Source organism: Paraburkholderia youngii, assembly GCF_013366925.1.
GTDB lineage: Bacteria > Pseudomonadota > Gammaproteobacteria > Burkholderiales > Burkholderiaceae > Paraburkholderia > Paraburkholderia youngii.
Genome location: NZ_JAALDK010000003.1, coordinates 484560 through 510253, shown reverse-complemented (window position 1 = coordinate 510253; position 25694 = coordinate 484560). Strand labels below are relative to the sequence as shown.

The following is a 25694-nucleotide window of genomic DNA, read 5'->3' as shown; positions in this document are numbered from 1 at the left end:
GGCACGGTGACGAAGTCCGTGGGAAACGGGGCTTGCGGCGAAGCGGTTACGCCAAGATGAGCCTCTAGGCTGAGCATGGGACGGTTGAGGAACACGAACCTGTTTGAACGCATCTGAGGGTTGAATCGTCACCCCTGCCTACACCGCTTAATAGGCAGGACGCGAATTGTTGCCGATCATATGTACGGCCCGGCAACGCGAATGCTGACTGGCCATGTAGGCCCATCAGCACGGAGCCATGGAGAGCGCGCAGCTAGGCCGTGGTATTCGCGACGACTTGCGGCAAGCAAGGATAAAGACTGCGACAGGCAGTCTCGCCCGTGCGCTTGAGTCCAGCATGTGAACTGGGGAAGGCTTGCACAGATGTTAAGGGAGTGTGCCTCCCAATGATGTGCAAGCTGGCGGAGTCTCCGTAGTAGTCCGAGGCCGGGAAAGCCGGCTACATGGCGAAGGGGGAAGTTGAAGTGGTTTGCCTGGTTGAATTAACTGACTGTAGCGAGGTGAAGACCTTCGATAATCAGTGAAATACAAAGCAAACTGGCGGCACGGTGGAACGGTGTCGACTTTTCGAAACGACACTTCAGCGGAGAGCCGGATGCGCTGAGAGGCGCACGTCCGGTTCGGGGAGGAGAGGCAGGGAAATAGTTCGACTACGCCCTGTCTCTTACTCCGCTCCTCGTCAAGGGCCAGTGGAAGTATCTCTACCGGGCCGTGGACAAGCCCGGCAAGACCATTGACTTCCTGTTGCGCGCGCGCCGAGACACTGCCGCTGCCCGGCGCTTCTTCGAAAAGGCCATCGCCCAGAACGGTGCGCCAAAGACCGTCACGGTGGACAAGAGTGGCGCGAACCTCGCGGCCATGCAGGCGATCAATGCTGAGCGGGAAACGCCGATCAAGATCAGGCAGAACAAGTATCTGAATAACCTCGTTGAGCAGGACCACCGTGGCATCAAACGCCGGGTCAGGCCGATGTAGGGGTTCCAGAATTTTCGCTGCGCTCGCATCGTCCTCGGTGGCATCGAGACCATGCGGATGATCCGCAAAGGGCAGATGGTTATCCCCAAGGGGAGCAGTCCGTCGGCCGCCGAGCAGTTCTATTCCTTGGCCATATGACCGCGGCGCTCTCGCCACCCTCATCGCCCTTAATTCCTTATCGCGACAGAACCGACAAAAACGCCACACAGCAGGAAAGCTTCTACGCGAAGCTGCGCGCTACGCGACATTGCCGACATCATCCGGTTTGTGAATGAGCGTTGCGGCTTCTTGTTGACGATGACGCCCCTGCAACCCCGTTACGCGAAGAAGATCGCCGACGCGGACAGCTTGATGGCGGTGATTATTGCGCAGGCCACCAATCTCGGCAATCTCGCCATGTCCAGACCTGCGATATCCCGTATCACACACTCGACGAAACATATCGCCAGTACTGCCGTCTGGCCACACTGCGGGCTGCCAACGACCGGGTTGCCAACTTCATCGCACAATTACCGATCTTCGAGTACTACTCGTCCGATCTTGGCGCACTTTTCGGTGCCATCGACGGACAGAAGTTCGCTGCCGCCACTCCGACCGCAAAGGCGAGGCACTCGCGCAAATATTTCGGTCGCGAACGGGGAGTCGTCGCCTTTACCTCCCTCACCAATCACGTTGCCACACTCACCAACCTCATCGGTGCGCACGAGCACGAAAGCCATTACGTCTTCGACCTCTGTTATCACAACACGACCGATATCGCGTCGACGATTATCACCGGAGACATGCACAGCATCAACAAGATGAATTTCGCGGCCATGACCGCCTTCAACTCGGTACTGCTCTCACAACTGAACGCTACCAACGGGAGGGAAATGAGAAGGCGCTCGCGATGCTGAAGAAGATTTCTCCGGTGGCGTGGCGGCACATCCACTTCCTCGGGCATTAGACGTTTCGCAACGAGAATCCGATCGACATCGCGGCCATGCTTGCGGGTCTCGACCTTCTCTAACCACCTGAAATCAAAGGACTTCCATTCCAAAATTTCTGCGGTTCCGACTTACAACCCCTATTTGGGACCTACAACCACACTACAACTACTAGCTGTGTTGATAAATTAGTTTATGTCAAATCGTGCGGGTGATCTGCAGGATGCAACTGGCCGGTGTGGCTAGAGCGTGTTAGGAACTTTGAAGTACTGACACGGCGTGGACAAGCATGAGCATTGCGAAGACGAAATGAAGCCCAGCGAGAGTTTCGGGGAGCCGTTCATAGTCACGTGCGAGACGCCGGAAACGGTTGAGCCAGCCAAAGCTGCGCGCGACCACCCACCGGCGGGGGAGCAGAACGAAACCCTTTTTCGTTTCTTCGAGTTTGATCACCTGAAGGTCAATGCCCTCGTCGAACGCAGCCTGCGCTGGCTCTTTGCCCGTGTATCCCTGATCGGCAAATGCCACCTTGACCGTTCGTCCCGTTACCTGCTGGACCTGCCGCGCAAGCTCCGCTACCTGTGCGCGCTCCTGTTCATTGGCTGGGGTCACGTGCACCGCCAGCAACTGTCCCAGCGTGTCTGCTGCAATATGTACCTTACTACCGCGCTTGCGCTTATAACCGTCATAACCCGCACGCGGGCCGCTCTCGCAGGTCGACTGTATCGTGCGGCCATCGAGGATGACCGCGCTGGGCTGTCCCCGACGGCCCTGTGCCACGCGTATCACCGAGCGCAGGTCACTCACCATGCTCTCAAAGCAGCCAGCCTGCAACCAGCGTTGAGTCTGCTGATACACCAGCTCCCACGGCGGGAAATCATTGGGCAGCATCCTCCACGGCGCGCCGGCACGAGCCATCCAGCGCAATGCATCAAACATGTCGCGCAGTTCGTATTTGCGCTGGGGCGCGTCAACGTCCATCAGCGTCAGATACGGCGCCGCGAAACTCCATTCCTCATCCGACACATCAGTCGGATACCCTTTGCGGTCAGTTGTTTTCATCCCGCCAGGATACCAGGTCTCAATCGAAGTTCCTAACACGCTCTAGTGGCCCACCGATTTCAAGGGAAGCGAATCGCCCGCAACAAGCGCTCTCGATATCTCCTCCCGCTCGGGGAATGGTACCGCCAGCAGCGAACAATGACGCTGTACCGGCCGGACTCCACCGGTTTCGCCGATAATCCCTGCACAGACGAGTGCGGGCGGATCGAAAAGCTGGGCGACACGCTGGAGGGACTCACCCTCCCGCCAGCGTTCCCATGTCAGCGTTTTCTGCTTCTCGCTATAGTAAATCCGGCGTCGCTCTTTCATTTGCAACACTCCCACCGCTCATGCAGCGCTCATTGTGTTGCACCCACCGGTTAAATCCGTAGGCTTCGTCACGATGCCCTCGGGGCACACCGTTGCTGAGTGACGTGCCTACATGAGCTGCCCATAATTACCCGCACCGCGCTGGGGACCGGCCGTCGACGATCGATCAGAACGGATCGAATCTGGCTGCCTGACAAGCGATCAACGCCAAGCGGATGTGCCAATCCGGATCCGCCAGAAGAAGTATCTGAACCAATGCCGAACAAGATCGCCGGACCGTCAAACGTCGACTCCGCCCAATGATGGGAATCGAGAATTTTCGCCGCGCGCATCATTCTGGGGGAATCGAGACCAATGCATATGGCCCCCTCCAGCAACTCTATTCGCTCGTTGCATAAGTAGTCTTCTATTTTTCGTGCTCTCGCGGGCCAGCTTCCATATTGCGACAGTACCTTGGGATTTTAAACAAGTGGAAGTCCATTGCGCTCAGTGATGGCACAACCACATGATTTCGGACTGCGTATGCCAGCGTTCACGCAGTCCGCATGCCTAGAATCAGGCGTATTGAGCGCTCAGCGATTGGAGAGAGATACTTGTGCCTTGCGAGTCCTGCACGCTATCAGCATTGACGAAGACCAGCTGCTGCCCGTTGCCCTGGAGAGACCACGAGATTGTCTGATATTGACTGACGTTCGTATTGTACTGGCTCTTGGCGCGGCCCACCGCCAGGATTCGCGCAGCCGGATCGGCCTCCGAATTCACGACGTTCACCACGGCAGACTCCTCGGCGAACTGAATCGAAATGAACTGGTTGATATTGCTATGAATCTGCGCCTGATACCAGTGCGAGGCCGGAACCGTGTAGTAACGGCTGAACTTCTCGAAAAAATGGTTCTTGCCATCTGCCGGCAGAGGCTTGTTAATGATGCCGGTCGTGTCCTCGGGCATTGAGACGCTGGCGATATAGGCCTCGACCCGTGCGCCCAATTGACCCTCAAGCATCGCAGCCGACACGGTAGTGGTGTCAGAGCCATTTACGAACAGCACTGAAGCAAGGCCCTGATTTGCCGTCGTGCCTGGCACGCTTACGGTTACGGGAGGTTGCGACTGGCTCCACACGACGGAGATGTTCGCGCCAGCGTCATTTGCCGCTGCGTTGTAAAAGATGAGCCCGTAGAGTTGACCGCCGGTGAGGGTCTGGCACGTCGCGGTATCGCCAGGATCAAGGGTAATGAGTTGCCCATTTTTCCAGTTGATAGATGACACGGTAATCTCCTGAGTGGTTGAGCCTCGTGCTTTTTCGCAAAAACGAGGCGGTGACACAGAAATCGCCAGATTTTCGTCATGGTTATCAAGGACAGGCGCATGGCGTACGGGTTGGCGACGTCCCCGCTGAACATTAATATGCCCTAGCCCGAGGTCATTATTACTGCGATCACGACTAGACTCCGACACACATCACTAGCGCTTGCGGGATCCTAATTAGCCCGGTGATTGCCTGGCGTCGAACTGGACATGGCGGTGGTTTCGGTAAATTCCGCTGGGCCGTGCTGCTAGGTATCATTGAGCACTCCGCGTGCAGCCGAATTTACCGTCTGATTTTCACGCAATTAACATATTTCTGAAAAAGTACTTTAAGTCCTTTGCTTGTACGCGAAATCCATACCAATAAGCCAGTGCCAGTAGAAAACCAGAGACCATCAAACACGCTTAAAGCCATTCACCGATGGCGCCAACAGACAAGGCAGACAAACCGGACAATATTTGTCGTTACCGCAACAAAATCGCTTCATTTCCGCGAGGAGTCGCTAACACAACGTCGGCTTGACGCCTTGGTCACCATCTTCTCGCGCCATGGGTAGACGAACAAAATAGGACTATTTATGCAAAGAGCGAGTAGAGTTGCTGGACGGGAGAAAGTGTGCCATATCTCCATCGTTCACCTGAGCTTTGCGGATCATATGCATGGTCTCGATTCCACCAAGAATATGTTGCAGCTCACATGTTCCCGCTAAAGTTGCTTACAGATGCGCTAATGTGCACACCTAATTCGGCTAGCGCGTCTTGAGGGAATAACGATACCTGCAGTCCTCGCAACAACGATTTTTCGATCGAAGATCGGTAGCGAAGTTGCCCGCATTGCGTAAAGCAGATCCTGGGTGGGCCGCCCCCTGCGAAAACCGGACACGAGGTAACGCTTAAATTATGAGGTAGTCTTCTGCCTATGTTTAAGCCCAGTCACAACGTGGAACCTGTCGAACCCAGCCGGAGCAGCGCCGCCGGCGTTCTGTCGAAGAGAAGCTCGCGATAGTGCGCGAGACTTTTGAGCCCGGAGCCACGGTTTCGGGAGTTGTCCGTCGCCACCAAGTGAATGCCAATCAGGTCTTTGCCTGGCGCAAGCTCTATCAGGACGGAAGCCTGTCGGCTGTCAGCGCCGGTGAACAGGTGGTGCCGGCCTCGGACCTGGCCGAGGCGATGAAGCAGATTCGCGAACTTCAGCGGCTGCTGGGCAAGAAAACAATGGAAGTGGAAATTCTCCGTGAAGCAGTGGAGTACGGTCGAGCAAAAAAATTGATTGCGCGCTCACCATTGCCGCGGGGGGACGACCGATGAAGACGGTCTGTGAAGTCCTGGGTGTGTCGCGCTCGAATCTCGCGGTCAAATCGAAGCGCCCCGCTGAATGGGTCGACCGGCGCAAGACGCCCGTTCTGGATGACGTGCCGCTCGTCACCGAACTTCAAGAGCTGGTCGCCGACCTGCCCACCTATGGCTACCGGCGCGCATGGGCGCTGCTGAGGCGAAACCGGAATGCGCTGGGCCAACCGCGTGTCAATGTAAAGCGGGTGTATCGCGTCATGCGTAGCCACGGCCTGCTGCTCGAACGCCGACCGCGTCATGCCCCGTCTACGCGTCGGCACGACGGCAAGGTCGCGGTAGACAGCAGCAACGCCCGCTGGTGTTCGGACGGTTTCGAATTCCGCTGCGACGACGGTGCCCCCTTACGCGTCATGTTTGCACTGGACTGCTGCGACCGGGAAACCATGAGCTGGGCTGCGACGACGGGCGGCTACACCGGCGACATGGTGCGCGACGTGATGCTTCAGGCTGTCGAGAACCGTTTCGCCGGTGCGTTGAAGGCTGAGAGCGAAATCGAGTGGCTGAGCGACAACGGTTCCTGCTACATTGCCGACGAGACGCTGACGTTCTCGCAGAAAATCGGTTTGAAGCCCGTCACGACACCTGTGCGAAGGCCGCAGAGCAACGGAATGGCCGAGAGTTTCGTCAAAACGATGAAGCGTGACTACGTTTCGTGGATGCCCAAGCCCGACGCCAGAACGGCGTTGCAGAACTTGGCCATTGCGTTCGACCACTACAACGAGTCACATCCGCACAGCGCCCTGAAATACCGCTCGCCACGCGAGTTTCGCCAGCAAGCAAATTCTCCAACCTAAGCGTGACCGTGTGTCCGGTCATGCAGGGGCAAGTCCACTGGGATCGTCTCGAGCGGAGTGTGATGTGCCTCTCAATAGTCAGCTGTTGGATCAAGCCATTCCCTCCTCTTCCAGCGCGGCGCCGACACGCCGGCATCGTTTATAGCGGCTAACACAACCTGGACATCAAGCCATAGGTTTCGTATCCTGGGCGCATGTCCAGAAGAAAAATCAGGAACGAACTGTGGGCGGCCCTGGAACTGTCGATTCCGGCATTTACGCCGTCACCGCAAAGGCGACCGTCGGCGCACAGTTGACGACCGCGCAGCACTGAACGGCATCCTGTATGTCCTGCAAACGGGCATCCCATGGGAAGACCTGCCGCAGGAACTGGGTTTCGGCAGCGGCATGACATGCTGGCGACGGCTACGAGACTGGCAGGCCGCAGGCGTGTGGGAGCAACTGCATCTGGCAATGCTTCGCCGGTTGCGTGAGCACGACCAGATTGATCGGGAACGGGCGAGCCTCGATGCTGCCAGTGTTGCCAGCCCCCGGGGGCCAGGAAACCGGCCCCAACCCGACAGACCGGGGAAAGCTCGGGTCCAAACGGCACATCGTTGTGGACGCGCGCGGCATTCCACTGGCCATCACGGTCACGGGCGCCAACCGACACGACGCGATGGCATTCGAGCCCACGCTCGATGCCATTCCGGCAGTCGGGTCTGAATTGCCAGCCCCGCAAACGCTCTAAACCAGAGCCGAGAATACCTCTCACTTCGAGTCGACAGCGAACTTGCCGCTTTCGATCCGCGTGAAGGGGTCTGAGGCGCTTGAGATCACGCAATTAAAGGGCTTGTTCTCATTGATGATCAGGAAGGTGCTCGTTGGGTCCTTGAACTCCAGCGACATGGAAAAGAGGACGTAGTCATCCGGAACAGGCGAAGGTCTGAAGGCTCCGAATGCATATTTCCCTTCAATCCCAAGTGGATGTAAATCGACAGTCAGCTCCAGCGGCTGGGTGCTCACAGGCGAAGGGAAGTTCGACTTCGCCGATTGCTCGTCGCCGACTACGTCGTACTTGGTCGCGACCTTCATGTCGTGATAGTGAGTGGCCGGTTCGCTCAGTTTCTTGGCGCAGAACGCCCTGTGTTCCATGCTGGGATCTGGAGAACCATTTCGGAGCACGCTACTGATGTATTTCAGTACGACGAATGCTTCGCCACTTTTTCCAGCCGCATGAACTGGCCCCGCCATCGTTAGTGCGGTCGCGAAGATGGCTGTCGTTAGAAAATGGGATGCCGCACGTCTAACGCTCATCATGTGCCTTCCTTTCGGACTGTCCAAACATGTAAAAGAAAATGCACTATTACCTGTACGTGTGTTATCCACGCCATAGGTGAATGCAGTGTGTGCTGGTCATGCACGGATCGTGACGGTGCTGTTCTCCCATCTTCTGGAATGCAGAAGGTGTGGAACTGGGCCTCTAAGATCCCGGGATCGAACAGCGATGATCGTGCCAACAGCCAGATAAGCGCGCGGATCGATATTCCTCGTTTGTAAGCGACGAACAAAGTCGACAATGAAGACGCGGAAGGTCGTAGGTGCGACACTCCGCGTCTATCGTTTTCTGTCCAATGAGAAAAGGTGACGGTATTCAGATCTATAAAGATTATTTCGACCACGCTACCTATTTGAGCTCTGGTGCAAATATGGCCGGCGAATGGGTCCGAGTTGTCGGAACAAAACGAACCGACGAGCCGCGATGAGCAAGCTGAAGAGTCCGGAGAGGTTGTTCGGCGGACGCCATTTTGTTCGGCAGATCATCCTGTGCGTTCGCTGGTACCTGCGCTACAAGCTCTGCTTTCGCGATCTGGTCGGGATGATGGCCGAACGGCGATTGTCGCTGGCTCACACGACGATTCTGCGCTGAGTGAGGCGTTATACATCCGATTTCGTCAAACGCTGGAACCGCTTTGCTACACCTGCGGGTCGCTCGTGGCGAGTCGATGAGAGTGTGTCACGAACACAAGCGAAAGCTTGTGGTGCTGTACTGAAGATGGGAGTAGGCCTCCCGAAGCCGGCTTGCAGGAGCAGGCTTCAAACCGCCCGGTGCTGCTGCGCTCAAAAGGCGTGGTGGTGAGCGACCGTGGAAAAGTCATCCATAAGGATGGCAGGTATGTGTTGAGAAGATGAGCGAAAGCAAACCGTTCGATGATGCGTCGTTAATTCGTTAAGGTGCTGTCAAAACTGGGGTCATTTCGTCGCTCCAGGATCAGTCAGGACGAGACCTGTTTACGGACCTGGCGGCAGCCGGCGTAGAGGCGGCATGAGCTCAATACAGGCTTCGGTATGGAACGTGAGAACCTTGTTGCGGATGGAAAGGGAAATGACAAATGGCTAACACCATGAGGAAGAATACCGATGCCGCAACGAGGGGCGGAGCTGCCCGTAGTAGTGTTGAAGCCCTTGTAATGAGGGTGGAGCGAAGGGGCAGCGTTATCCGGTTGACGAAGGTCACCAACCTGCTTGTCGGGGAGGAGTGACATGACATCAACGAAAACTTATGACATTGCCAAGCGAACGATCTGGGAGGCGTACCAGCGAGTGAAGGCCAACCGGGGTGCTGCCGGCATCGATGATGAAACTATCGAGATGTTCGAGCAGGACCTGCCGAAGAATCTGTTCAAGCTGTGGAATCGGATGTCGTCGGGGTCGTACTTCCCGCCACCGGTCAAGCAAGTTGAGATTCCAAAGGCAACGGGCGGTATTCGCAAGTTGGGCGTGCCCACGGTGAGTGACCGTGTGGCGCAGACTGCGGTCAAGCTCCTCATTGAGCCGATTCTCGATCCACTATTCCATGCGGATTCGTATGGTTACCGGCCCGGGAAATCGGCCAGGCAGGCGGTCGCCATCACCCGACAAAGGTGCTGGAAGTTCGACTGGCTGGTGGAGTTTGATATCAAGGCGGCCTTTGATCAAATCGATCATGGCCTCTTGCTAAAAGCGGTACGCAAACACATCAAAGAGGACTGGATCCTGATGTACATCGAGAGGTGGCTGACTGCGCCATTCGAAACTGCACAGGGTACCCGCTTGCCGCGGGACCGCGGTACCCCGCAGGGGGGAGTGGTCAGTCCGATCCTGATGAATCTGTTCATGCACTATGCGTTTGACGTCTGGATACAGCGTCACTTCCCGCAGTGTCCCTTTGCGCGCTATGCCGATGATGCGGTGGTCCATTGCCGTAGCCAGGAGCAGGCACAAGAGGTTATGCACGCCATTGCCTCGCGGCTGGCGGAATGTGGGTTGACGATGCATCCTGAAAAGTCAAAGATCGTGTATTGCAAGGACAGAAGTCGCACCCAAACCTACCCGAATGTGACCTTCACATTTCTGGGCTTTCAGTTTCGTCCGCGAAGGGTGTTGACCAGGCACGGGCAGGTCTCGACCAGCTTTGTACCTGGAGTCAGTCCTGACGCCCTGAAACGGATGAGACAGACGGTGCGGGGGTGGCGGTTGCAGCGCCAAACGTCGAAATCACTGTTCGAACTCGCTGAGCGATGTAATCCCACGATATGTGGCTGGTGGAACTACTACGGGGCTTTCCATCGGACAGCCATGCATGAGTTGAGTCGGTATCTCGACCGAAAGCTCGTGCGCTGGGTTCAGCAGCAAGTACAAAACACTGCGACGGCACAAACGGTGCAGTGAGGAGTGGCTACGCAAGATGAGGCAGGCGTACCCGCGAGAGTTCGCGCACTGGCAGTATCAGGGGAAACAGGTTGGATAACGGGAGCCGTGTAAATCGAGAGGTTTACGCACGGTTCTGCGAGAGACTCGGGGCGCAATTCCCCGGGTCTACTCACCCCTACCTGAAGATTCGCGGCAGGTGGGTCTACCTGTACCGGGCAGTGGATCGGGCTGGCCAGACGGTGGACTTCGTGCTCAGAGCCCGACGCGACGTGGCTGCGGCCAAAGCTTTTTTCAGCAAGGCCATCAAGCGTCAGGGCCAGCCGCCGGAGACCATCACGCTCGACGGCTATGCCGCCTCGCACCGCGCGGTGCGCGAAATGAAGACCGATGGTCTGCTGCCTGAAGACACGAAGGTGCGGTCCTCAAAATATCTGAACAACGTGATCGGGCAAGACCATCGCCACATCAAGTCCAGAACGAACGTGATGCCTGGGTCAAGCGATTCTGGAGCGCCGCGACCACGATTTCAGGAATCGAGTTGACGCATCGCATTCGCAAGGGGCAGTTCGATCTCGCAAAGCTCGGCCTCAAGCAGGCCGCTGCGCCCGCCGTATGGAATGCGGTCCTGTTTGATCGATAAGCCTTCCCACCAATATGGCCTTTCTCAACCCGCTTACCTATTTGCACCGGAACCCCCGAGAACCAGTTCGATTACTACCGCCGCGAAAATCACATAGAACGATGCGGCGATGATCAGCGGCGCCAAGGGACCGAGGTCACCAGCTGTTAGCATCATGAAGACAGCCGTGGCGACCAGCGTGACGAGGCTAGCGTGCAGCGCCGTATGGCGACCGGGCGCCGCAACGGCGCTAAGAAGGCGAAATTTGAGCGTGCTCATTTGGATGCTGCCAGGTTTGCGTGGGACTGGGTCAGCTGCGCCTCGATGCGGGCAGTGGGCATCAGACCAGGGACAAGGGTTCCGTCCTCGAAGACCAGGGCCGGAACGCCGCTGATATTCCACTTCTCGCCGAAACTGAGGTTGTGGGCGATCGGGTTATCGCAGGTGGGCTGATCCGGCTGATGGCGTGAGTGGAGGTAGTCGTGCCATGAAGAGATCAGGCGCGCTGAGCGCTTTTTATAGTCCGCTTCCGGGTCCGCATCGAGCGGCGGGCCCGAAAAACCATCACGTGCAAGGTCTTGATATTTGGTCCATGCTGCCGCCCGATCCGACTGGCACCAGACTGCCTCCGACACGCCGTGCGCGTTCGGACGCAACTGGGCGAGCGGGAACGGGAAGATATAGATCGTGACGTCCTTCAGCTCGGTGAGTTCGCCATCGAGGCGTCGGCAATAAGGACAGTCGGGGTCCGAGAAGACGTAGAGCTTTCGCGAACCGTTACCGAACCGGATTGCATCCTTCAGGTTGAGTTGTGCAACATCGATCGTGGGGCGGTTCGCCCGCTCGAGCGCCTGCGTCAGATTCTGCTTCGTCCACAGATTGATGACGTTGCCAGTGTTCAGGACAGAGAAGTCGTCACGCACAAAAAAGACTTCACTGCCCTTGACGACGGACAAGAACCCAGGGATCGGCGGCTGGATCTTGGCACCCTGAGCGGCTGCGAAACGCTTGACCGGCTCCTCCGGGAAACCGGCGTGAGCGAGTGTCGCGTAGCCCGCGATAAGGAGCGCGGCGGTGTGTTTGGAAATGCTTCGCATGGATCTGGTTGCTCCGGAGGGTGCCGTAAGTGGCGATTGAACTTTTGGACGGTTCGGTTTTTGAGACGAAATTCCATCCCCGGTATGGTGTCGAACGGTGGCCCGGGTTCTGGTGCAAATAGGTAAGCGGGTTGAGAAAGTTCATATAGGTGGGAAGGCTTATCGATCAAACAGGACCGCATTCCATACGGCGGGCGCAGCGGCCTGCTTGAGGCCGAGCTTTGCGAGATCGAACTGCCCCTTGCGAATGCGATGCGTCAACTCGATTCCTGAAATCGTGGTCGCAGCGCTCCAGAATCGCTTGACCCAGGCATCACGTTCGTTCTGGACTTGATGTGGCGATGGTCTTGCCCGATCACGTTGTTCAGATATTTTGAGGACCGCACCTTCGTGTCTTCAGGCAGCAGACCATCGGTCTTCATTTCGCGCACCGCGCGGTGCGAGGCGGCATAGCCGTCGAGCGTGATGGTCGGCGCGCGTTTGAAGACCGACTCGCCCAGTGCGAGCTGTTGGAACTGGCATTGCACGAAGAGCGGCTCAACCATCACCCATTTCGTGGTAAGTGGGCGACTGGTAGATCAAACGTCGCTTACCTCTTCTTCGTTCGATCGTTGAGCGATCTGGCCGTCCAGCACTTCTATCCGGAACGGGCCACGGACTCCCATTGAAAATTCGGCCGCCGCGGCCAAGGCGCATTCGAGTCTGACGTCTGGCCGCATCGGCATACCGACGGTGGTATGCAGTGAGCCCAGCGCCGCCTGTTCGCCGCTACCACAGGCATCGAAGTTCACGGCGCATTCACCAACCTGATAATCGTCGCCAATCTGGAAGATGCGCCCCATGTACCCAACCAGAAAAGTGCCAGCCCATTCGCGTTCGCCGTCCTTGCGCGCGAACCCACCGCGGGTAAAGCACGCGCGTACCGCCTCAATGAACGTCGTGCACATGAAGGCGAACACATCGGTGCCCTCAGGGCGCGGCGCGACGGTCAGACTATGGCCCAGAAGCTGCCCCATCCTGAAGGATGTGGTGAAGCCGATCAGGAACGGTCCCACCCGATAAATCTTGGGGTCGGCGCGCACGGTGATGGCCCCCCCCCCCGCTCCTGCCGAATCCGCACCCATGTAAACCTTCTTGCCATCTGTCAGCGCCACAATGCAGGTCATGCTGCCTCCGTAGGTGTTGCCCGATAGAACGCGACGCGCACGCCCTCGCACGGCTCAGCCGTGGTCGAATCCATGCAAGTACGCCCATTGCCGCCCAGAACTGCCTCGCGGTTCCATGACGTCCCGCCGGCGGGCGCCGCCCCCGTGACGCGCGCCTTCCTGACCGTGTAGGGCGTGCGCAAAAACGCTGGTTGTGACTGCAGCACCGTGAGATCTGATTTTGTGTTCAATCCTCATTCAATCCACTCCTAATGACTCACGAGAAGCAAAGAGCAAAAGTCGAGCCAGCACCACTGGGGGGCGCCACTTTGGCCGGTCGTTGACGTTTGTTTCGGCCGGTGGTGAGGAGTCGGAGGCGGCGTAGCCGCCAGAAAAGACGGCCCACCGGCGGCGCCGCGTCGGTGGGGCAATAGGATGGCTGATCGATTCTTAAAGAAGAAGCGGTCAGCACATGTCTGGAACCCGCATCACCGACCAACAGGTTCGCCTCTACATAAACAAGCGCAAGCACCATCCGCAGGAACTCGCGGCCGAGACGACAGGAATAGGCGTGCGCATCTACGGCGATCGTACCTGTCCGGCGTGCTGGTCCACAGCACCGCTCGGGGCTCACGTGCGCACGACAACCGGCACGCGCTCGATTACCGCCACTTCATTGACGCCCTGAAGCGCAAATCCCAGGCATTCAAGGGGCTCGCGTTTCGTGACGCACTGTTCCCGCGTGAGGCTTACCGCAGAACGTGGGAGCAACGCGATGCCCGTCTGTCACAACGCGACGCATGCAAGACGATGGTCAGCCTGCTTGAGCTCGCGGGCCTGCACGGCGTGGGGCCGTACTGGCAGGGAAGCTTCATGCGAACGACAACTACCCCGTTGGGCCGCAGTCGAATTCAATGCCCGCGATGGTGCGAGTTTTGAGATGCGGAGCGGTACGCGTTCGGACAAATCGCAGCAGGTTGCGCGGTGGCCATTCAGTGAGCCTGTGCACGAGGTAGACGTACGGCTCAAGGTCGCTGGCGCTGCATACGAGCACGACTTAGTCAACGGGGGCTGGCCATCTCCGTGTTCAGTGACGCATTTCCTCCAATCGGGCCGACGGTTGTAGGAAATGTTGGGTTGCGGACAAACGGTGGGCGCTTTTCAAGCGGGTGCTGCGCTCAAAGCCGATACCCCGCAGATCGTTACCGACCATTTGCGTGAAATCCCGGAGCTGGCGAGCCTAGAGCACGTGTTCGTTAAAGCGACGGACCGGGTAAACAACCGCGCCGAGTACAGCCATCAACCGACGCGTGAACGCGAGCGGCGCACGCGCGGCTTTCGTGAGCCGAAATCCAACGATGACTTTGCAGCTTGCGTTTGAGACTCTCAATGAAGTGTCGGTAATTCAGTGCGTGGCGGTTGTCGCCGCCACGCGAGCCTCGCGAGGTGATATGCACCAGCGCACCCGACAGATACCAGTCGAGCCGGTCACCGTACACGCGCACCTTCAGGCGATGACCGATCAGGCGCGATGGTGCGCTGTAAAGAATGCCGCGTACCGTGAAGGTGCTGCAGCGTGTGACGCGGGCTTCTTCCTCGACGAAGTCTCTGGTGCGCCTTAACGGCAGATCCATGAGTTGTTCCCGCTCAAGGCGGAACGCGGCTGCGTTACGCCGGTTGCGACGCATGACGACCTCGCGCAGAAATTCATCATAGGCAGCACGATCGACGAAGTCCCGGTGACCGCGCAACATCAACGCCTGGTCGATGGCTTCCTTCAGATAGCGATGCGATGACTCAACGCTACCGTTCTCGTGACCCAGGCCGCGATTGTTGCGGGTCCCGGTCATGCCATAGTGCTCGAGCAGCGCCGCATAGCGCACCGTGAAGTCGTCTTCGTCCGCGAGGTTTCTGAACGCCGCCGACAGACTGTCGGTCGATGCTCGCGCAGACATCCCCCAGCCTGCCAGAGTGCGTTTTGCAGTCCCTTGGACATGCTTCGAAGCTCTCGCCACCTTCAACAACATTGCGTATTCCCAGCGCGAGAACGCGAGCACGAAGTGGTACAGCCGGTGTTCGAATGGCACGCCAGCGATCGTCACTCGCAGTTCAGCCATGTCGGTGAAGTCGGACAGGCCGCGTGCGCCGGGCTCATGCAACTGCGGGAAGAAGACTTCCTTGGGTGAGCCGGACGTCGCCCGCCAGTGCCGCACGCGTCGCTCGAGTGTGCGGCGTGTGCTGTCGCGATACTCCCCGGGATGATCGTCCTGCAGCTTGGGCAGGATCGTGACCGCCTGAAGTTGCGGCGCATTCGCGAGCATCGGAACGACTTCAGTATCCCAGACGTCGGCGAAGGGATCGGGACGGGAACGCCAGTAACGACGCGGTTTCTGTCATGGCAGTACGGTGTCCCGTTCTATGCACCTGGCGCTGCGGACACTCGTGCCGGCCTTGGCGGCGGCGATCTCCTGCGAGTGATGTTTGGTTTGGACATGTAGAGGCGAACCTGTTGGTCGGTAATGCGGGTTCCAGACATGTAGCTGATCGCTTTCTTATTCGATCAGCCTGTTGGTGTTCTTAGAGCGGCTTATGTGGACGCCTCCCGGATAGCAAGCAGGGTTTGCACTTTGATCTACAGGTCCAGGCAGCACGCTTATGTCCGGCCCGTTGATGCAGGCTGGTCGGCCTGCTGGCCCATATGGAATTCGCTGACGAGGGTCTCAGCTAACACTCGAACTCGAAGGTTCACGACTCTTACCAGACTTGCCTCGTCCCGGTCCAACCTGTAAGCCATCATGCAATTCGTTGCTTGCGCTCCTTGGTGGTGGAAACTACAACTGGCGATTGCAGCCGCGGATTAGTTGCTACGCTTGGAAGGGTGCCTCGTATCGTGTTTGTCGTGATTGGACCGCCCAGATGGTCCGGGCGAGTTTGTTTGCCACTGCGGCAACAACGACAGTGAAGGGGCGTCGTGCCAGCAAGTCGTCGAGCCACGGCGTTCTGGCGCCGCGGAGTACCGCCGATCTTGCACCATGCATCAGTAGCGTTCGGAGGTAGGTGTTACCTCTTTTACTCAGGCTAAGCTGTCGGATGCGACCGCCCGTTCCGGTTTGTCGTGGAACTAGGCCGAGCCATGCGGCAAATTCCCGGTCAGAGCGGAACGTGGCGGGGTCGCCGATCGCGGCTACTGTAGCGGTTGCAGTCAGCAATCCCAGGCCGGGAATCCCCGCAATGCATCGGCATTCGACGCTAAGTCTGAGCTCGTTCGAGAGGCGCCGCTCCAGACCCCAATTTCTTCGCTGATCGCCTGTACACGGGCCCACTGTTCACGCAAGCTGTCGACGAGAATGGCTGGCAGACGCTCGGAGATTCTGGCGAATGCAGGCACGATCTCCTTCGTGAACGGCAGGTAGCCCGAGCCCACCGCCTCTCGGATCAACGATATCCATAACAGGCGATCAGGGACGTTGGTCAGTCGTCCTCTTGTTCTCCCCAGGTCGCCTGGGCTTTTTTTCGAAGTACGAGCAGCGCCGCAGCTTCCGCCAGTGTCTTCTCTTTGCGCTGCAACTCCTTTTCCAGTTGCTTGATGCGCTGCTTGTCTTCTTTGGCCTGCTGACGTTGCTCGCGCGCCTGTTCGGCAGCATTCGCGTTGGCGGCCACACATGAGGCCCGCCACGCCGCGACTTGCTCGAGATACAGCCCTTTGCGCCGGCAATACTCGGCCAACTCCGCTGCGTTGAGCGGGCAGTTTGCAATACAACGGCAAACTTGTCTTCCGAAGACCATCCTTCGGCGTTCTTCCCGTCGCCCGGAACGGCCAATCCCTTTCCTTTCGCCTCGCGGCGCCACACGTACAACGTCTGTTCCGTGATTCGTGTTTCTCTCGCCAGCGCCGACACCGGCACATCTTCCGGCGGCATCATACGACGCACCACGGCTTCTTTTCGTTCTGCTGAGCAGGCTTTCATTCATGCCGATCCTACCGCCCCCGGACCTCTCTAAGAATCAAACGACACGACAACTATTCTGACGCCGGGGGCCCACGCCGATCAAGGCCCGACAGAGCAACACCGATGCTGCTCTAGCTAGACACCCAAAGCGCATTGCCCAGTGCTTTTTGCGCCAAGACTGTTGCATTCGCGACAATCAGTGTTTGCATTGTAAGTCCCGTCCGTTGTTGTTCGACAAAGGATTTCGATTCGACCGATACCTTGGCTGTTGGCACGATTTTCTCTAGCTTCGTCTGCGATCATCTTCAACAGCTTATCAGCAGCCGAATTTAAAAGGAAAGAATCATGTTTCGATTTTAGAAATTGAGCCCCCCGATGAAGGGTCCTGAAAAATGGTTCGCAATTCGAAAAACTTGATATGGAAAGTCAATCGTGAGGCCGCCGCACAGCCTGCGAGGTTTTAGCTCAAGCAACGCGGCGGCCAATGGGAATCGTTTTCGGTTCTCTTGCGATGGCCCATGTCCTTGTCGAAACGCACTGATTTTTTGCCTGCGTGAATGGATCAATGTTCCGTTTATCACCGTGCCGCTTCGCTCGCAAACCAGCTTCCTCGAGCTGCTCAGCGGGTGCATGGTTTCGCCCGAAGGATGGGTGAGCCGCGCAATTTCGGCCATTGGGTGTACGCGCCACTGGACGGCGTATTGCAAGCTTCTGGAGCGTGGCACCTAGCATACGGGGCCACTCGCGCGAGCGCTGCTCAGACTGGTGCTTGCTGTCTTGCCCATCGGCAGGCTCACCATGGTCCTGGACGATACGCTGATCATGCGGTGTTCGAAGAAGGCACCGGGCGTCGGGTGGCGACGCGAGCACAGCGGCAAGACCAGCCGGGCCCAAACACGTCTGGGCGCAATGCATCGTGACTCTGGGTGTGAGGGTGCTGGGCAACGAGGGCATCGGCATGGTGTTGCCGATCCTCTCGCGACTGGTTCCGGAAACGGGCAACATCAACAAGCTCTGGATTGCGCTGGCGCTTGTGCGTGCAGTCTCGGGTGTGATCGAGCGGCCCATACGTGTGCTGTTCGACTCGTGGTTCATGCGCGCGCGTCTGGTCCTGCCATTGCTGCGTCGGAACATGCATGTCATCGGCCACGCGGGTATCGATACCGTGCTGTTTCGGCCGGCCGTTCGGTCCGGTGGGCCCCGGCCTGGACGGCCGCGCATCTATGGCAAGCGCCTGAGTGCCGATGCCATCGAAGCGCTGTGCGCAACCGGATTGACGATGAAGCTCTATGGCAAGGAACAGCGCCTGCGTTCGACCGTCGCCGTGGCCCGCTTCCTGAAGGGTACGCCCGTGCGCGCTGTCTGGTGCCAGTTCTACAACGACAAGCGGCAGGAATGGACAAAGCGACGTCTGATACTGGCCTCCGAAGTGGATCTGGAGGCACAAACCATCGTTCAGCTTTACGCGCGCCGCTGGGGGCATAGAACCGCTGTTTCACAATCTCAGGCGTTGGTGGGGATTCAACAATCTCTGGCAGCAGACGCGCACCCTACTCGAACTCTGGATGCAGATTCGTTCGTGCGCATGGACTCTCACGCTGTCGCTCAGCCGGGCGATTGCCGAGGACTTCCCCATGCACGAAATTGCGCCGTTGAGAATCGGTCAGCCCGTCACCGCTGGCTTGGTCGCCCAATGGCTGCGTCGGGAATTTACCGGACTTGCCTCCCACACTCCCATGCAGCGGAAGTCTGGAAAACCCCAGAGGCCCGAAGCGGGTCACGCCCCTTGAGTTACCAGTCGATGCCGCTTCTGCGGCCTCGACTGCTCGCTTCATCGCAATCTCAGTCTCGTTCGCCGTCTGATCGCCAACGGACGGCGACAGCGTTCGAGTGTCTAAAGCTCAGTCTAATCAATAAGGTGTTTTATGGCTCGAAATCTAAAAAAACGATTGGTGATATGCGCGCTCGGGATCATCGCGGCGAGCGGAGTTAGAGCCGCATCTACCGAAACCACCATGGTAGTGCCGGAGATCGCCTACACTCGAACGATGCTCCCCAACGGCCTCACCCTCGTGGTGCACGAGGACCACAAGGCCCCAGTGGTGGCGGTGAGCGTTTGGTATCACGTCGGCTCTGGCGACGAGCCCAAGGGCAAGAGCGGCTTGGCGCACCTGTTCGAGCACTTGATGTTCTCCGGCTCGGAGCACCATAAGGGCTCCTTTTTTGCTCCGTTCGAACTGGCCGGCGCGACCGGCATGAATGGCACCACTGGGTTTGACAGAACCAACTATTTCGAGACGGTGCCGACCACCGCGCTCGACATGGCTTTATGGATGGAGTCGGACCGCATGGGCCACCTGCTCGGTGCAATCGGCCAGAAAGAGCTCGATACGCAGCGCGGCGTGGTTCAAAACGAGAAGCGCCAAGGAGAGAACGCTCCCTACGGCCGCGTATACCAGAACATCCTGTCCAACATCTATCCGGCAAACCATCCATACCAGCATGACATCATCGGCTCCATGCAAGATCTAAACGGCGCCTCGCTGGCTGACGTGAAGCAGTGGTTCCGCGATCGCTATGGTGCTGCCAACGCGGTGATCGTGCTGGCCGGCGATATCACAACCGCGCAAGCCAAGGAGAAAGTCGTCAAGTACTTCGGTGACATCCCGGCCGGTCCGCCGGTGCCGCGCCAGCAGCCGTGGATCACCCCGCTGGCGAAGTCCACGCGCGGCGTACAGCACGACCACGTGTCGCAGACACGCATCTACCGCACCTGGGTTGTGCCGCAGTTGGGCACGGATGACCTGATTTCGCTGCGCCTTGCCGCTACCGTGCTCGGTGGGGGCAGGACCTCGCGGCTCTACCAGCGCCTAGTCTATCAGGACAAGTTAGCCGACAATGTGTCCGCGGGCGTGTCACCGCTCGCTTTGACCGGTCAGTTCCAGATTAATGCTAACGTGCGCAAGGGCGTGGATGCGGCCAAGGTCGAGTCGGTCATCGCCGACGAACTGAATAAATTCCTCATCGAAGGCCCAACTCAGGATGAGCTGGATCGTGCCAAGGTCGTTTATCGCGCTTCTCTCGTGCGTCGCCTGGAGAAAGTCGGCGACAAGGCCCAGATGCTGGCCTCGGGGCAACTGTATCTCGGCGATCCAGGTGCCTACAAGAAGGACCAACAGCGCGTCGACGCCGCCACCGTTGGCAGTGTAAAAGCCTCGGCGGACAGGTGGCTCACCAAGGGAGACTACCTGCTCACCGTGCTGCCGGGCAGCAACGACTTTGACCCGCAGGCGGAGGACGCGAAGGTCGTGCCGCTGCCCGACGCGCAGGGTCGACCCGAGCCCAAACTGCCGGCTGCACAGCAATACGTCGTGAGCGAGAGCGAGGTCGACCGTGCCAAAGGCGTGCCGCAGGTCACTCACTTCCCCGAACTACGTTTTCCGAAGCTCGAGCGCGGCAAACTGAAGAACGGCATCGAGGTGGTGCTGGCGCAACACTACACTGTCCCAGTCACCCAGATCTACCTGCAGTTCGATGGCGGCTACGCCGCCGACGAAGGACGCAAGCTTGGTACCGCCAGCTTCGCCGCCTCCCTGATGGGCGAGAGCACCAAGTCGCTTGACGCGCTGGAGGTAGCCAAGCGCACGCAGCGCTTGGGCGCCATCATGGGTGTTAGCTGCGGGCTGGATACCTGTAGCGCGTTGCTTAACACACTCAATGACCAACTCAAGCCTTCGCTCGCGCTGTTCGCGGACATCGTGCGCAACCCGGCCTTCACGGCCGACGACATCGAACGTGTGCGTGCTCAGCGACTAGCCCACATCGCACAAGAAAAGGTCGACCCGGCGTCCCTCGCCGAGCGCATGTTGCCGCCTCTGCTGTACGGCCACGACCATGCTTACAGGATTCCGTTCACTGGCACCGGCTCCGAGGCGTCGATCAAATCACTTACGGCAGACGACCTAGAGGCGTTCCGGCGCGACTGGCTGCGGCCCGACAACGTGAAGATCCTGGTCGCCGGCGACACCACGCTGAAGGAGATCACTCCACAACTCGACGCCGTGTTCGGCGACTGGAGGGCGCCGTCCGCGCCGTTGCCGAAAAAGAACATCGCCAAGGTCGCCGACCAAGCCAAGCCACGGGTGTTTCTGATCGACCGGCCCAAAGCGCCACAGTCGCTGATCCTCGCCGGTCTGCTCGCGCCGTCGAGCAAGGCGATCAACGCCATAGACATCGATATCGCCAACCGCGCGTTCGGCGGCACCTTTACGTCGCGCCTGAACATGAACCTGCGCGAGGAAAAGCGCTGGAGCTACGGTGCCGGCAGCGGCCTTGTTGGCGCGCTGGGCCAGCGGCCGTTTCAGATGTACGCGTCCGTTCAGGCCGACAAGACTACCGAATCCGCGCTCGAGATGGAAAAGGAGGCGGTGGCCATCGTCGGTGCCAAGCCGCTGACTGCACAGGAAGTGGACAAGGTTAGGTCGTCCATATTGCGCGGTCTGCCGGGCAGTTTCGAGACCACCGGGTCGGTGATCGGCGCCGTCGACAATATCGTGAAGTACGGCCGTCCGGACGACTACGTACAGACGCTCGAGCAGCGCATCAAGGCGGTGAGTGTATCAAGCGCGCAGGCGGCGATCGACGAAATTGTCAAACCACGAGCACTGACCTGGGTGATCGTGGGCGATCTGAAAAAGATCGAGCAGCCGGTGCGCGAGCTCGGTCTAGGTAAGGTGCACGTGCTCGATGCCGAAGGCCGGCTCGTTCGTTAGAGGCTGGTTCGGAGTCTCTGCGATTTTGACCCTGCCTTGAATTCACAATAAGAGTTCAGTTCAAAAAGACCCCCGAGGGGGCTGGCGGCCTAGATTCGTGAATATCTGAAGGTTCAGATATTCACGATTGCCCACGCCGGCAAATTCGGCGAAGAGACCATGTAGACGACGGCGGCACCGCCGTGTTCAGGCGGGATCGCGGGCGCTGAGTTGTGTGGCAAATGTCAAGTTTCACGACCGCCACTCCGATGGGAGTAATTCGGTCGGCTACCTTTACGCGAAATCTATACCAACAAGTCAACACCAAACCTTGAAAGGCGCTTAAAGAACTTCAACGATGGAACCAACACACAAAGCAGACAATTTCGACGATTTCTATCCGTATCGCAACAAAAGCGCTTTACGCCTGCTTACTAATGAGTCGGGTCTGAATAATTCGTTTTCGGCGACGACGCCGTTCATGGTGTCGAAGCGGAAGCCGCGGAGCGGTTGAGCAATGCGACAAGTACAAGGACGTAAAAACGCCGCAGCTTTCTGAGGATCATGCGCAGGTTGTGGCCGGCACCACATAGCACTGCGTTGATCGCATCCCCGAGCGCGCCCTTGAGCCAGTTCCGGTCGAGTTTGCCGTCGGCCTTCATATGACCGATCGCTGGTTCAATCGCGCTGCGCCGCCGGATCATGGCGCGCAACGTGCGCGTGATGCCGCGTCGCAGGCCGGGATGGTAGACCTTCACCCCGTCTGGCTCAGCGCCCCGGTAACCACGGTCGACGATCGCGATTTCAGGTTTGACATCGCTGAGAATCGCTGCCTGCTCCAGCGCTTCTTCCAGCGTATGTCCATCGTACGGATTGCCCGGCATCGAGCGGGCACCCACCACCAGCCCTTCCCGGTGTGTCGTCGTGATCGACACCTTGACGCCAAACTCGTATGGCGTGCGCGCCTTACCCTTGGCCAGGCACTCGACTTCCGGCGCGTGCAGCGCATACAGCTTATTTTTGTCCTTCGTCTTCTGCGTCAGGATTCGCTTCGTGCGGGCAATCAGTTCCTGCAGCTCAGCTCGCCTGTTATCAACCACCGTGTCGAGTTGCCGTTGGACATCGCGCATGACGCGGCCGACACGCGAGCGCAGGGTGCGCACTGCCTTGCTCATCCGCCGGTACTGCTTCGCGTGCGCGTAGCGGCTGATCTGGGTGGCCAGGCGTGGTGCTTCGCGGTTGTAGTTCTGACGCAGTTTCAGGCCGTGCCGCGCAGCTGCCTTCACGAGGTGTTCACGACAGCGCTCCCGTTCTGAGCGTGGGGCGAATAATAGGGTTGTCGAAGAAGCTTTTGCCTTCAAAACGCTGTCTGAACACATTGTCAACTACCGGAACCAGTGTGGAGAGGGCCATTTTTAAAAGCGTTCACCTCGCGCTGATATGGTGAGACTCCCCGGCTTTCCTCAATGGGCTGATAGTTTTCATCCAGAGCTTCCTTGTATTTTCTGTAGCTGGTGATGTTGATGGCCTCGGCCCGGGCACATTTCGAGCTGCCCCCAAGACCGATCGCCACTTCGGGGTACTGCTTATCGAGGTCGGTCACTAGCCCTTTCCACTTCTCCGGATGCTGATGGTTCCGGTGAAAGTATGTAGTCGGATGTTCGAGATATCCGGACGAGAGGTGCTTCTCGATTAGCTCGCGCATCTGATATTGCTTACCCAGCCCGGGGAAGTTCATCTTACGAATGTTAATAAGCCCCCTTTTTTTGCCACAGACTTTCTCGCTCCCCGGAAACACCGGTACGCTTTTTCAGAAGCGTTTCCATGTGTAGCTTGGTGCATACCACGTGGGAAAGATCCAGCTCGAGAATTTTCTCGATGTCGTATTTCACATCGTCAACGCTCTGGCCGAGCATACCGTAGATAAGGTCGACGCTGATCCAGTCGAAGCCGATTTCGCGCGCGTTAAAAATTGCATCCAAGCACTGTTTGGCGGAATGCATGCGCCCGCACGCCGAGATAATACGGTCGTCGAAGGCTTGCGCACCAAAACTGATTTTGGTAAAGCCCAATTCTTTTAACAGTTGGAGGTATTGCTTGGTCAGGGTACCCGGCTCGCCTTCAAAGCGCATGGTAGCAACAGAAAAGTTAAAATGGCCTTGATAAAAATCCATCAGGCACCGCAACTCGGGTTCAGGAAGCAGCGATGGCGTGCCGCCGAAGATGTTGAATTCGCCGACTTCTGCATGTGCGAGACACGGAACGTTCTGAAGCCACATAGTGGCCTCTTTGATGTTGTAAGCCACCAAATCCCGGAACACTGCCTGTGACGAAATGGCCTGTGGACTTAGAGTGATCGTCGGGTACTGACAGAAATGGCAGCGGTAGCGACAAGTTGGGATATATGCCCAAAGATGAATCTGTTTTGCCTGTTTGATATCGCGGTCCATGTCATCAAAAAAAGCGCCGAGTGGATAACTACAGATATCACCAGGGAAAACGTGGCAGCCGAACGGATCTTTAAAAACATACTCCAGAAATGTGGTGTTTTCTGGACGGGAGAGAAAATCGTGTACTTGCGGCACAGGATAATTCGTATCGATAGCATTTAGTGAGTTCAGAATTTCGTTAGTCATCAGAATACCCCGCCGTTAGCGAAGTAGTTGTGCGCTTCGCCGGACTCACGGTCTTCACAAAAATAGTAGACAAAGCGCTCGAAATTTTCGGGTTTGACCACATCAAAACACTCCGGCAACGGCGGCGGGAAACCGATATCGTCACCAACGGCGCGGCGCATGGCACTGAAAATTTCATCACGGAACTCGAGATAGAGCCGATAGGCTGGGGTTTTGTAGGCGTGGATCGGTTTGAAGTCGACGATTCCTGAATCGCGCATAATTTCATGGATACGCTGATACAGACGGTCAGCCACTGGCCCCGTAAAAAAATGACGCACGGTGATGTCATCCAGCAAAATCTGTGGATTGAGCAGCGCCGGTAACACAATGTTTTTGGGAACGTAGTCTTTAATGGAGTAGCACCAGACCTGCTGCGACTGTGCGGGAGTAGTGTCGTACAGCGTTGACCATTGCTTTTCCTCTCCGGGACGTACATCTTTCATGATGATGATGCCATCCTGCCCATAGGCAGTACCGCTGATTACTTCGTCTAGCATCGTATCGACGCGACGACTGTTAATTTCCACACGGGAATCCCGTGCGTAAACCGGCTTGCCGCCCTCGGCGATTACCCGGATTCCAAAGTCCCAGTCGTCGGAGAGGTGTTCTACAAAGCGGCCGTTGCTCAGCTGATAGAAAATTTCGATACCTCCCACTTTGTCGTACAGAGTCCGCTCAACGGCAAAACCCTTCCCGTCGGGAAAACCGCCGAAGAGCGAAAACGACACCTCCCGGCAGCGCAGGGTTTTTTGGATTTCCCGGAAAAGGTTGGGACGATTGCGGAATGCTTCTTCGTTGTAGTAGTAGTTGCAGGTGCCAATATCCCGTTTTCCTCTACCATCTTTTCAATCAGCGCATGCAGCCAGTAAGGGTCTACGGTGCAGTCAGCATCGGCGGAAACAATGTAGTGTTTTTTCCGAGTCCCTAGCAGGATGCGGAAATACCCCCGCCCGGAATCGGCCTTCCACGATTTGAGCGCCCACCGTCGCTAAATCTTTCGCATTGTGCAATTTCAACGCGCATCAACCTTTTTAAAGCACTGTGAGGCCGGCTTCTGG

At 57.8% G+C, this 25694-nt stretch carries 12 protein-coding genes and 16 pseudogenes; 12 read left to right on the top strand and 16 right to left on the bottom strand.

Translation table 11 applies throughout. The features are described from left to right. Window positions 1–666: 666 nt before the first annotated feature. Window positions 667–1113, top strand: a pseudogene (locus G5S42_RS40880) (IS6 family transposase); the annotation flags it as partial. A 159-nt stretch (window positions 1114–1272) separates the two neighbouring features. Further along, a pseudogene (locus G5S42_RS40875) lies at window positions 1273–1871 on the top strand (Tn3 family transposase). A gap of 282 nt (window positions 1872–2153) precedes the next feature. Here the strand turns inward: G5S42_RS40875 and G5S42_RS40870 are convergent. From G5S42_RS40870 to G5S42_RS45960, 4 genes and pseudogenes are all read right to left on the bottom strand, one after another. Further along, complete coding sequence (locus G5S42_RS40870; protein WP_176112309.1) at window positions 2154–2963, bottom strand: IS5 family transposase; 810 nt, start codon at window positions 2961–2963, stop codon at window positions 2154–2156. A 66-nt stretch (window positions 2964–3029) separates the two neighbouring features. Continuing rightward, window positions 3030–3272, bottom strand: a pseudogene (locus G5S42_RS40865) (IS30 family transposase); the annotation flags it as partial. A gap of 555 nt (window positions 3273–3827) precedes the next feature. Further along, the gene (locus tag G5S42_RS40860) at window positions 3828–4538 is read right to left on the bottom strand and encodes a hypothetical protein (protein WP_176112307.1); all 711 of its coding nucleotides are present in this window, start codon (window positions 4536–4538) and stop codon (window positions 3828–3830) included. Window positions 4539–5153: 615 nt separating this feature from the next. Further along, window positions 5154–5260: pseudogene (locus G5S42_RS45960) on the bottom strand (IS6 family transposase); the annotation flags it as partial. Between the two features lie 236 nt (window positions 5261–5496). Between G5S42_RS45960 and G5S42_RS40855 the strand changes: the two are divergent. Together G5S42_RS40855 and G5S42_RS40850 are read left to right on the top strand one after the other, a co-directional pair. Further along, window positions 5497–6724: pseudogene (locus G5S42_RS40855) on the top strand (IS3 family transposase). 194 nt (window positions 6725–6918) lie between these two features. Further along, window positions 6919–7421: pseudogene (locus tag G5S42_RS40850) on the top strand (IS5 family transposase); the annotation flags it as partial. 53 nt (window positions 7422–7474) lie between these two features. Here G5S42_RS40850 and G5S42_RS40845 read toward each other — a convergent pair. After that, complete coding sequence (locus G5S42_RS40845; RefSeq protein ID WP_217710340.1) at window positions 7475–8020, bottom strand: hypothetical protein; 546 nt, start codon at window positions 8018–8020, stop codon at window positions 7475–7477. A gap of 445 nt (window positions 8021–8465) precedes the next feature. On the opposite strand from G5S42_RS40845, the pseudogene G5S42_RS45955 reads away from it, so the two are divergent. The 3 genes and pseudogenes from G5S42_RS45955 to G5S42_RS40830 form a co-directional block, all read left to right on the top strand. Then, window positions 8466–8738 (top strand): annotated as a pseudogene (locus tag G5S42_RS45955) (IS6 family transposase); the annotation flags it as partial. A gap of 509 nt (window positions 8739–9247) precedes the next feature. Further along, window positions 9248–10414 carry a group II intron reverse transcriptase/maturase gene (gene ltrA / locus G5S42_RS40835; RefSeq protein WP_246392539.1) on the top strand — a complete coding sequence of 389 codons (1167 nt, stop codon included), beginning with the start codon at window positions 9248–9250 and terminating at the stop codon, window positions 10412–10414. A 158-nt stretch (window positions 10415–10572) separates the two neighbouring features. Continuing rightward, window positions 10573–11036: pseudogene (locus G5S42_RS40830) on the top strand (IS6 family transposase); the annotation flags it as partial. A gap of 33 nt (window positions 11037–11069) precedes the next feature. Here G5S42_RS40830 and G5S42_RS40825 read toward each other — a convergent pair. From G5S42_RS40825 to G5S42_RS40810, 4 genes and pseudogenes are all read right to left on the bottom strand, one after another. Continuing rightward, window positions 11070–11294 carry a hypothetical protein gene (locus G5S42_RS40825; protein WP_176112306.1) on the bottom strand — a complete coding sequence of 75 codons (225 nt, stop codon included), beginning with the start codon at window positions 11292–11294 and terminating at the stop codon, window positions 11070–11072. Further along, window positions 11291–12112 carry a DsbC family protein gene (locus G5S42_RS40820; protein ID WP_176112305.1) on the bottom strand — a complete coding sequence of 274 codons (822 nt, stop codon included), beginning with the start codon at window positions 12110–12112 and terminating at the stop codon, window positions 11291–11293. Before G5S42_RS40820 ends, G5S42_RS40825 begins: the two co-directional genes overlap by 4 nt. 159 nt (window positions 12113–12271) lie before the next feature. Then, a pseudogene (locus G5S42_RS40815) lies at window positions 12272–12582 on the bottom strand (DDE-type integrase/transposase/recombinase); the annotation flags it as partial. A gap of 108 nt (window positions 12583–12690) precedes the next feature. Next, entirely contained in the window at window positions 12691–13278 is a 588-nt protein-coding gene (locus tag G5S42_RS40810; protein ID WP_176112304.1) for a hypothetical protein, read from the bottom strand. A gap of 451 nt (window positions 13279–13729) precedes the next feature. On the opposite strand from G5S42_RS40810, the gene G5S42_RS45950 reads away from it, so the two are divergent. The 3 genes and pseudogenes from G5S42_RS45950 to G5S42_RS45945 form a co-directional block, all read left to right on the top strand. Beyond that, the gene (locus G5S42_RS45950; protein WP_246392613.1) at window positions 13730–13945 is read left to right on the top strand and encodes a hypothetical protein; all 216 of its coding nucleotides are present in this window, start codon (window positions 13730–13732) and stop codon (window positions 13943–13945) included. Beyond that, a pseudogene (locus G5S42_RS40805) lies at window positions 13849–14135 on the top strand (IS21 family transposase); the annotation flags it as partial. The gene G5S42_RS45950 and the pseudogene G5S42_RS40805, both read left to right, overlap by 97 nt. A gap of 246 nt (window positions 14136–14381) precedes the next feature. Beyond that, window positions 14382–14623, top strand: a pseudogene (locus tag G5S42_RS45945) (IS6 family transposase); the annotation flags it as partial. Here the strand turns inward: G5S42_RS45945 and istA are convergent. The 3 pseudogenes from istA to G5S42_RS43910 all read right to left on the bottom strand — a co-directional run. Further along, window positions 14604–15793, bottom strand: a pseudogene (istA, locus tag G5S42_RS40800) (IS21 family transposase); the annotation flags it as partial. The pseudogenes G5S42_RS45945 and istA sit on opposite strands and share 20 nt — an antisense overlap. 328 nt (window positions 15794–16121) lie before the next feature. Next, window positions 16122–16672 (bottom strand): annotated as a pseudogene (locus G5S42_RS40795) (IS110 family RNA-guided transposase); the annotation flags it as partial. Next, window positions 16670–17225: pseudogene (locus G5S42_RS43910) on the bottom strand (transposase); the annotation flags it as partial. The pseudogenes G5S42_RS40795 and G5S42_RS43910, both read right to left, overlap by 3 nt. Before the next feature lie 500 nt (window positions 17226–17725). Here G5S42_RS43910 and G5S42_RS40780 point away from each other — a divergent pair. Both G5S42_RS40780 and G5S42_RS40775 read left to right on the top strand, forming a co-directional pair. Then, a pseudogene (locus G5S42_RS40780) lies at window positions 17726–18997 on the top strand (IS701 family transposase). Window positions 18998–19222: 225 nt separating this feature from the next. Continuing rightward, complete coding sequence (locus G5S42_RS40775; RefSeq protein WP_176112302.1) at window positions 19223–21979, top strand: M16 family metallopeptidase; 2757 nt, start codon at window positions 19223–19225, stop codon at window positions 21977–21979. A gap of 458 nt (window positions 21980–22437) precedes the next feature. On the opposite strand, the pseudogene G5S42_RS40770 reads toward G5S42_RS40775, so the two are convergent. From G5S42_RS40770 to G5S42_RS40760, 4 genes and pseudogenes are all read right to left on the bottom strand, one after another. Then, window positions 22438–23265 (bottom strand): annotated as a pseudogene (locus G5S42_RS40770) (IS5 family transposase); the annotation flags it as partial. Window positions 23266–23339: 74 nt separating this feature from the next. Continuing rightward, on the bottom strand, window positions 23340–23561 hold the full coding sequence (locus G5S42_RS44855; RefSeq protein WP_246392538.1) for a hypothetical protein: 222 nt from the start codon (window positions 23559–23561) through the stop codon (window positions 23340–23342). Window positions 23562–23706: 145 nt separating this feature from the next. Further along, the gene (locus tag G5S42_RS40765) at window positions 23707–24594 is read right to left on the bottom strand and encodes a radical SAM protein (protein WP_246392537.1); all 888 of its coding nucleotides are present in this window, start codon (window positions 24592–24594) and stop codon (window positions 23707–23709) included. Then, entirely contained in the window at window positions 24594–25364 is a 771-nt protein-coding gene (locus tag G5S42_RS40760) for a hypothetical protein (RefSeq protein WP_246392536.1), read from the bottom strand. Before G5S42_RS40760 ends, G5S42_RS40765 begins: the two co-directional genes overlap by 1 nt. Window positions 25365–25694 lie beyond the last annotated feature (330 nt).

Coding starts and splice junctions, on each gene's coding strand:
- G5S42_RS40870 (WP_176112309.1), bottom strand. CDS start 2,963: ATGAAAACAACTGACCGCAAAGGGTATCCGACTGATGTGTCGGATGAG.
- G5S42_RS40845 (WP_217710340.1), bottom strand. CDS start 8,020: ATGAGCGTTAGACGTGCGGCATCCCATTTTCTAACGACAGCCATCTTC.
- ltrA (WP_246392539.1), top strand. CDS start 9,248: ATGACATCAACGAAAACTTATGACATTGCCAAGCGAACGATCTGGGAG.
- G5S42_RS40825 (WP_176112306.1), bottom strand. CDS start 11,294: ATGAGCACGCTCAAATTTCGCCTTCTTAGCGCCGTTGCGGCGCCCGGT.
- G5S42_RS40820 (WP_176112305.1), bottom strand. CDS start 12,112: ATGCGAAGCATTTCCAAACACACCGCCGCGCTCCTTATCGCGGGCTAC.
- G5S42_RS40810 (WP_176112304.1), bottom strand. CDS start 13,278: ATGACCTGCATTGTGGCGCTGACAGATGGCAAGAAGGTTTACATGGGT.
- G5S42_RS45950 (WP_246392613.1), top strand. CDS start 13,730: ATGTCTGGAACCCGCATCACCGACCAACAGGTTCGCCTCTACATAAAC.
- G5S42_RS40775 (WP_176112302.1), top strand. CDS start 19,223: ATGGTAGTGCCGGAGATCGCCTACACTCGAACGATGCTCCCCAACGGC.
- G5S42_RS40765 (WP_246392537.1), bottom strand. CDS start 24,594: ATGACTAACGAAATTCTGAACTCACTAAATGCTATCGATACGAATTAT.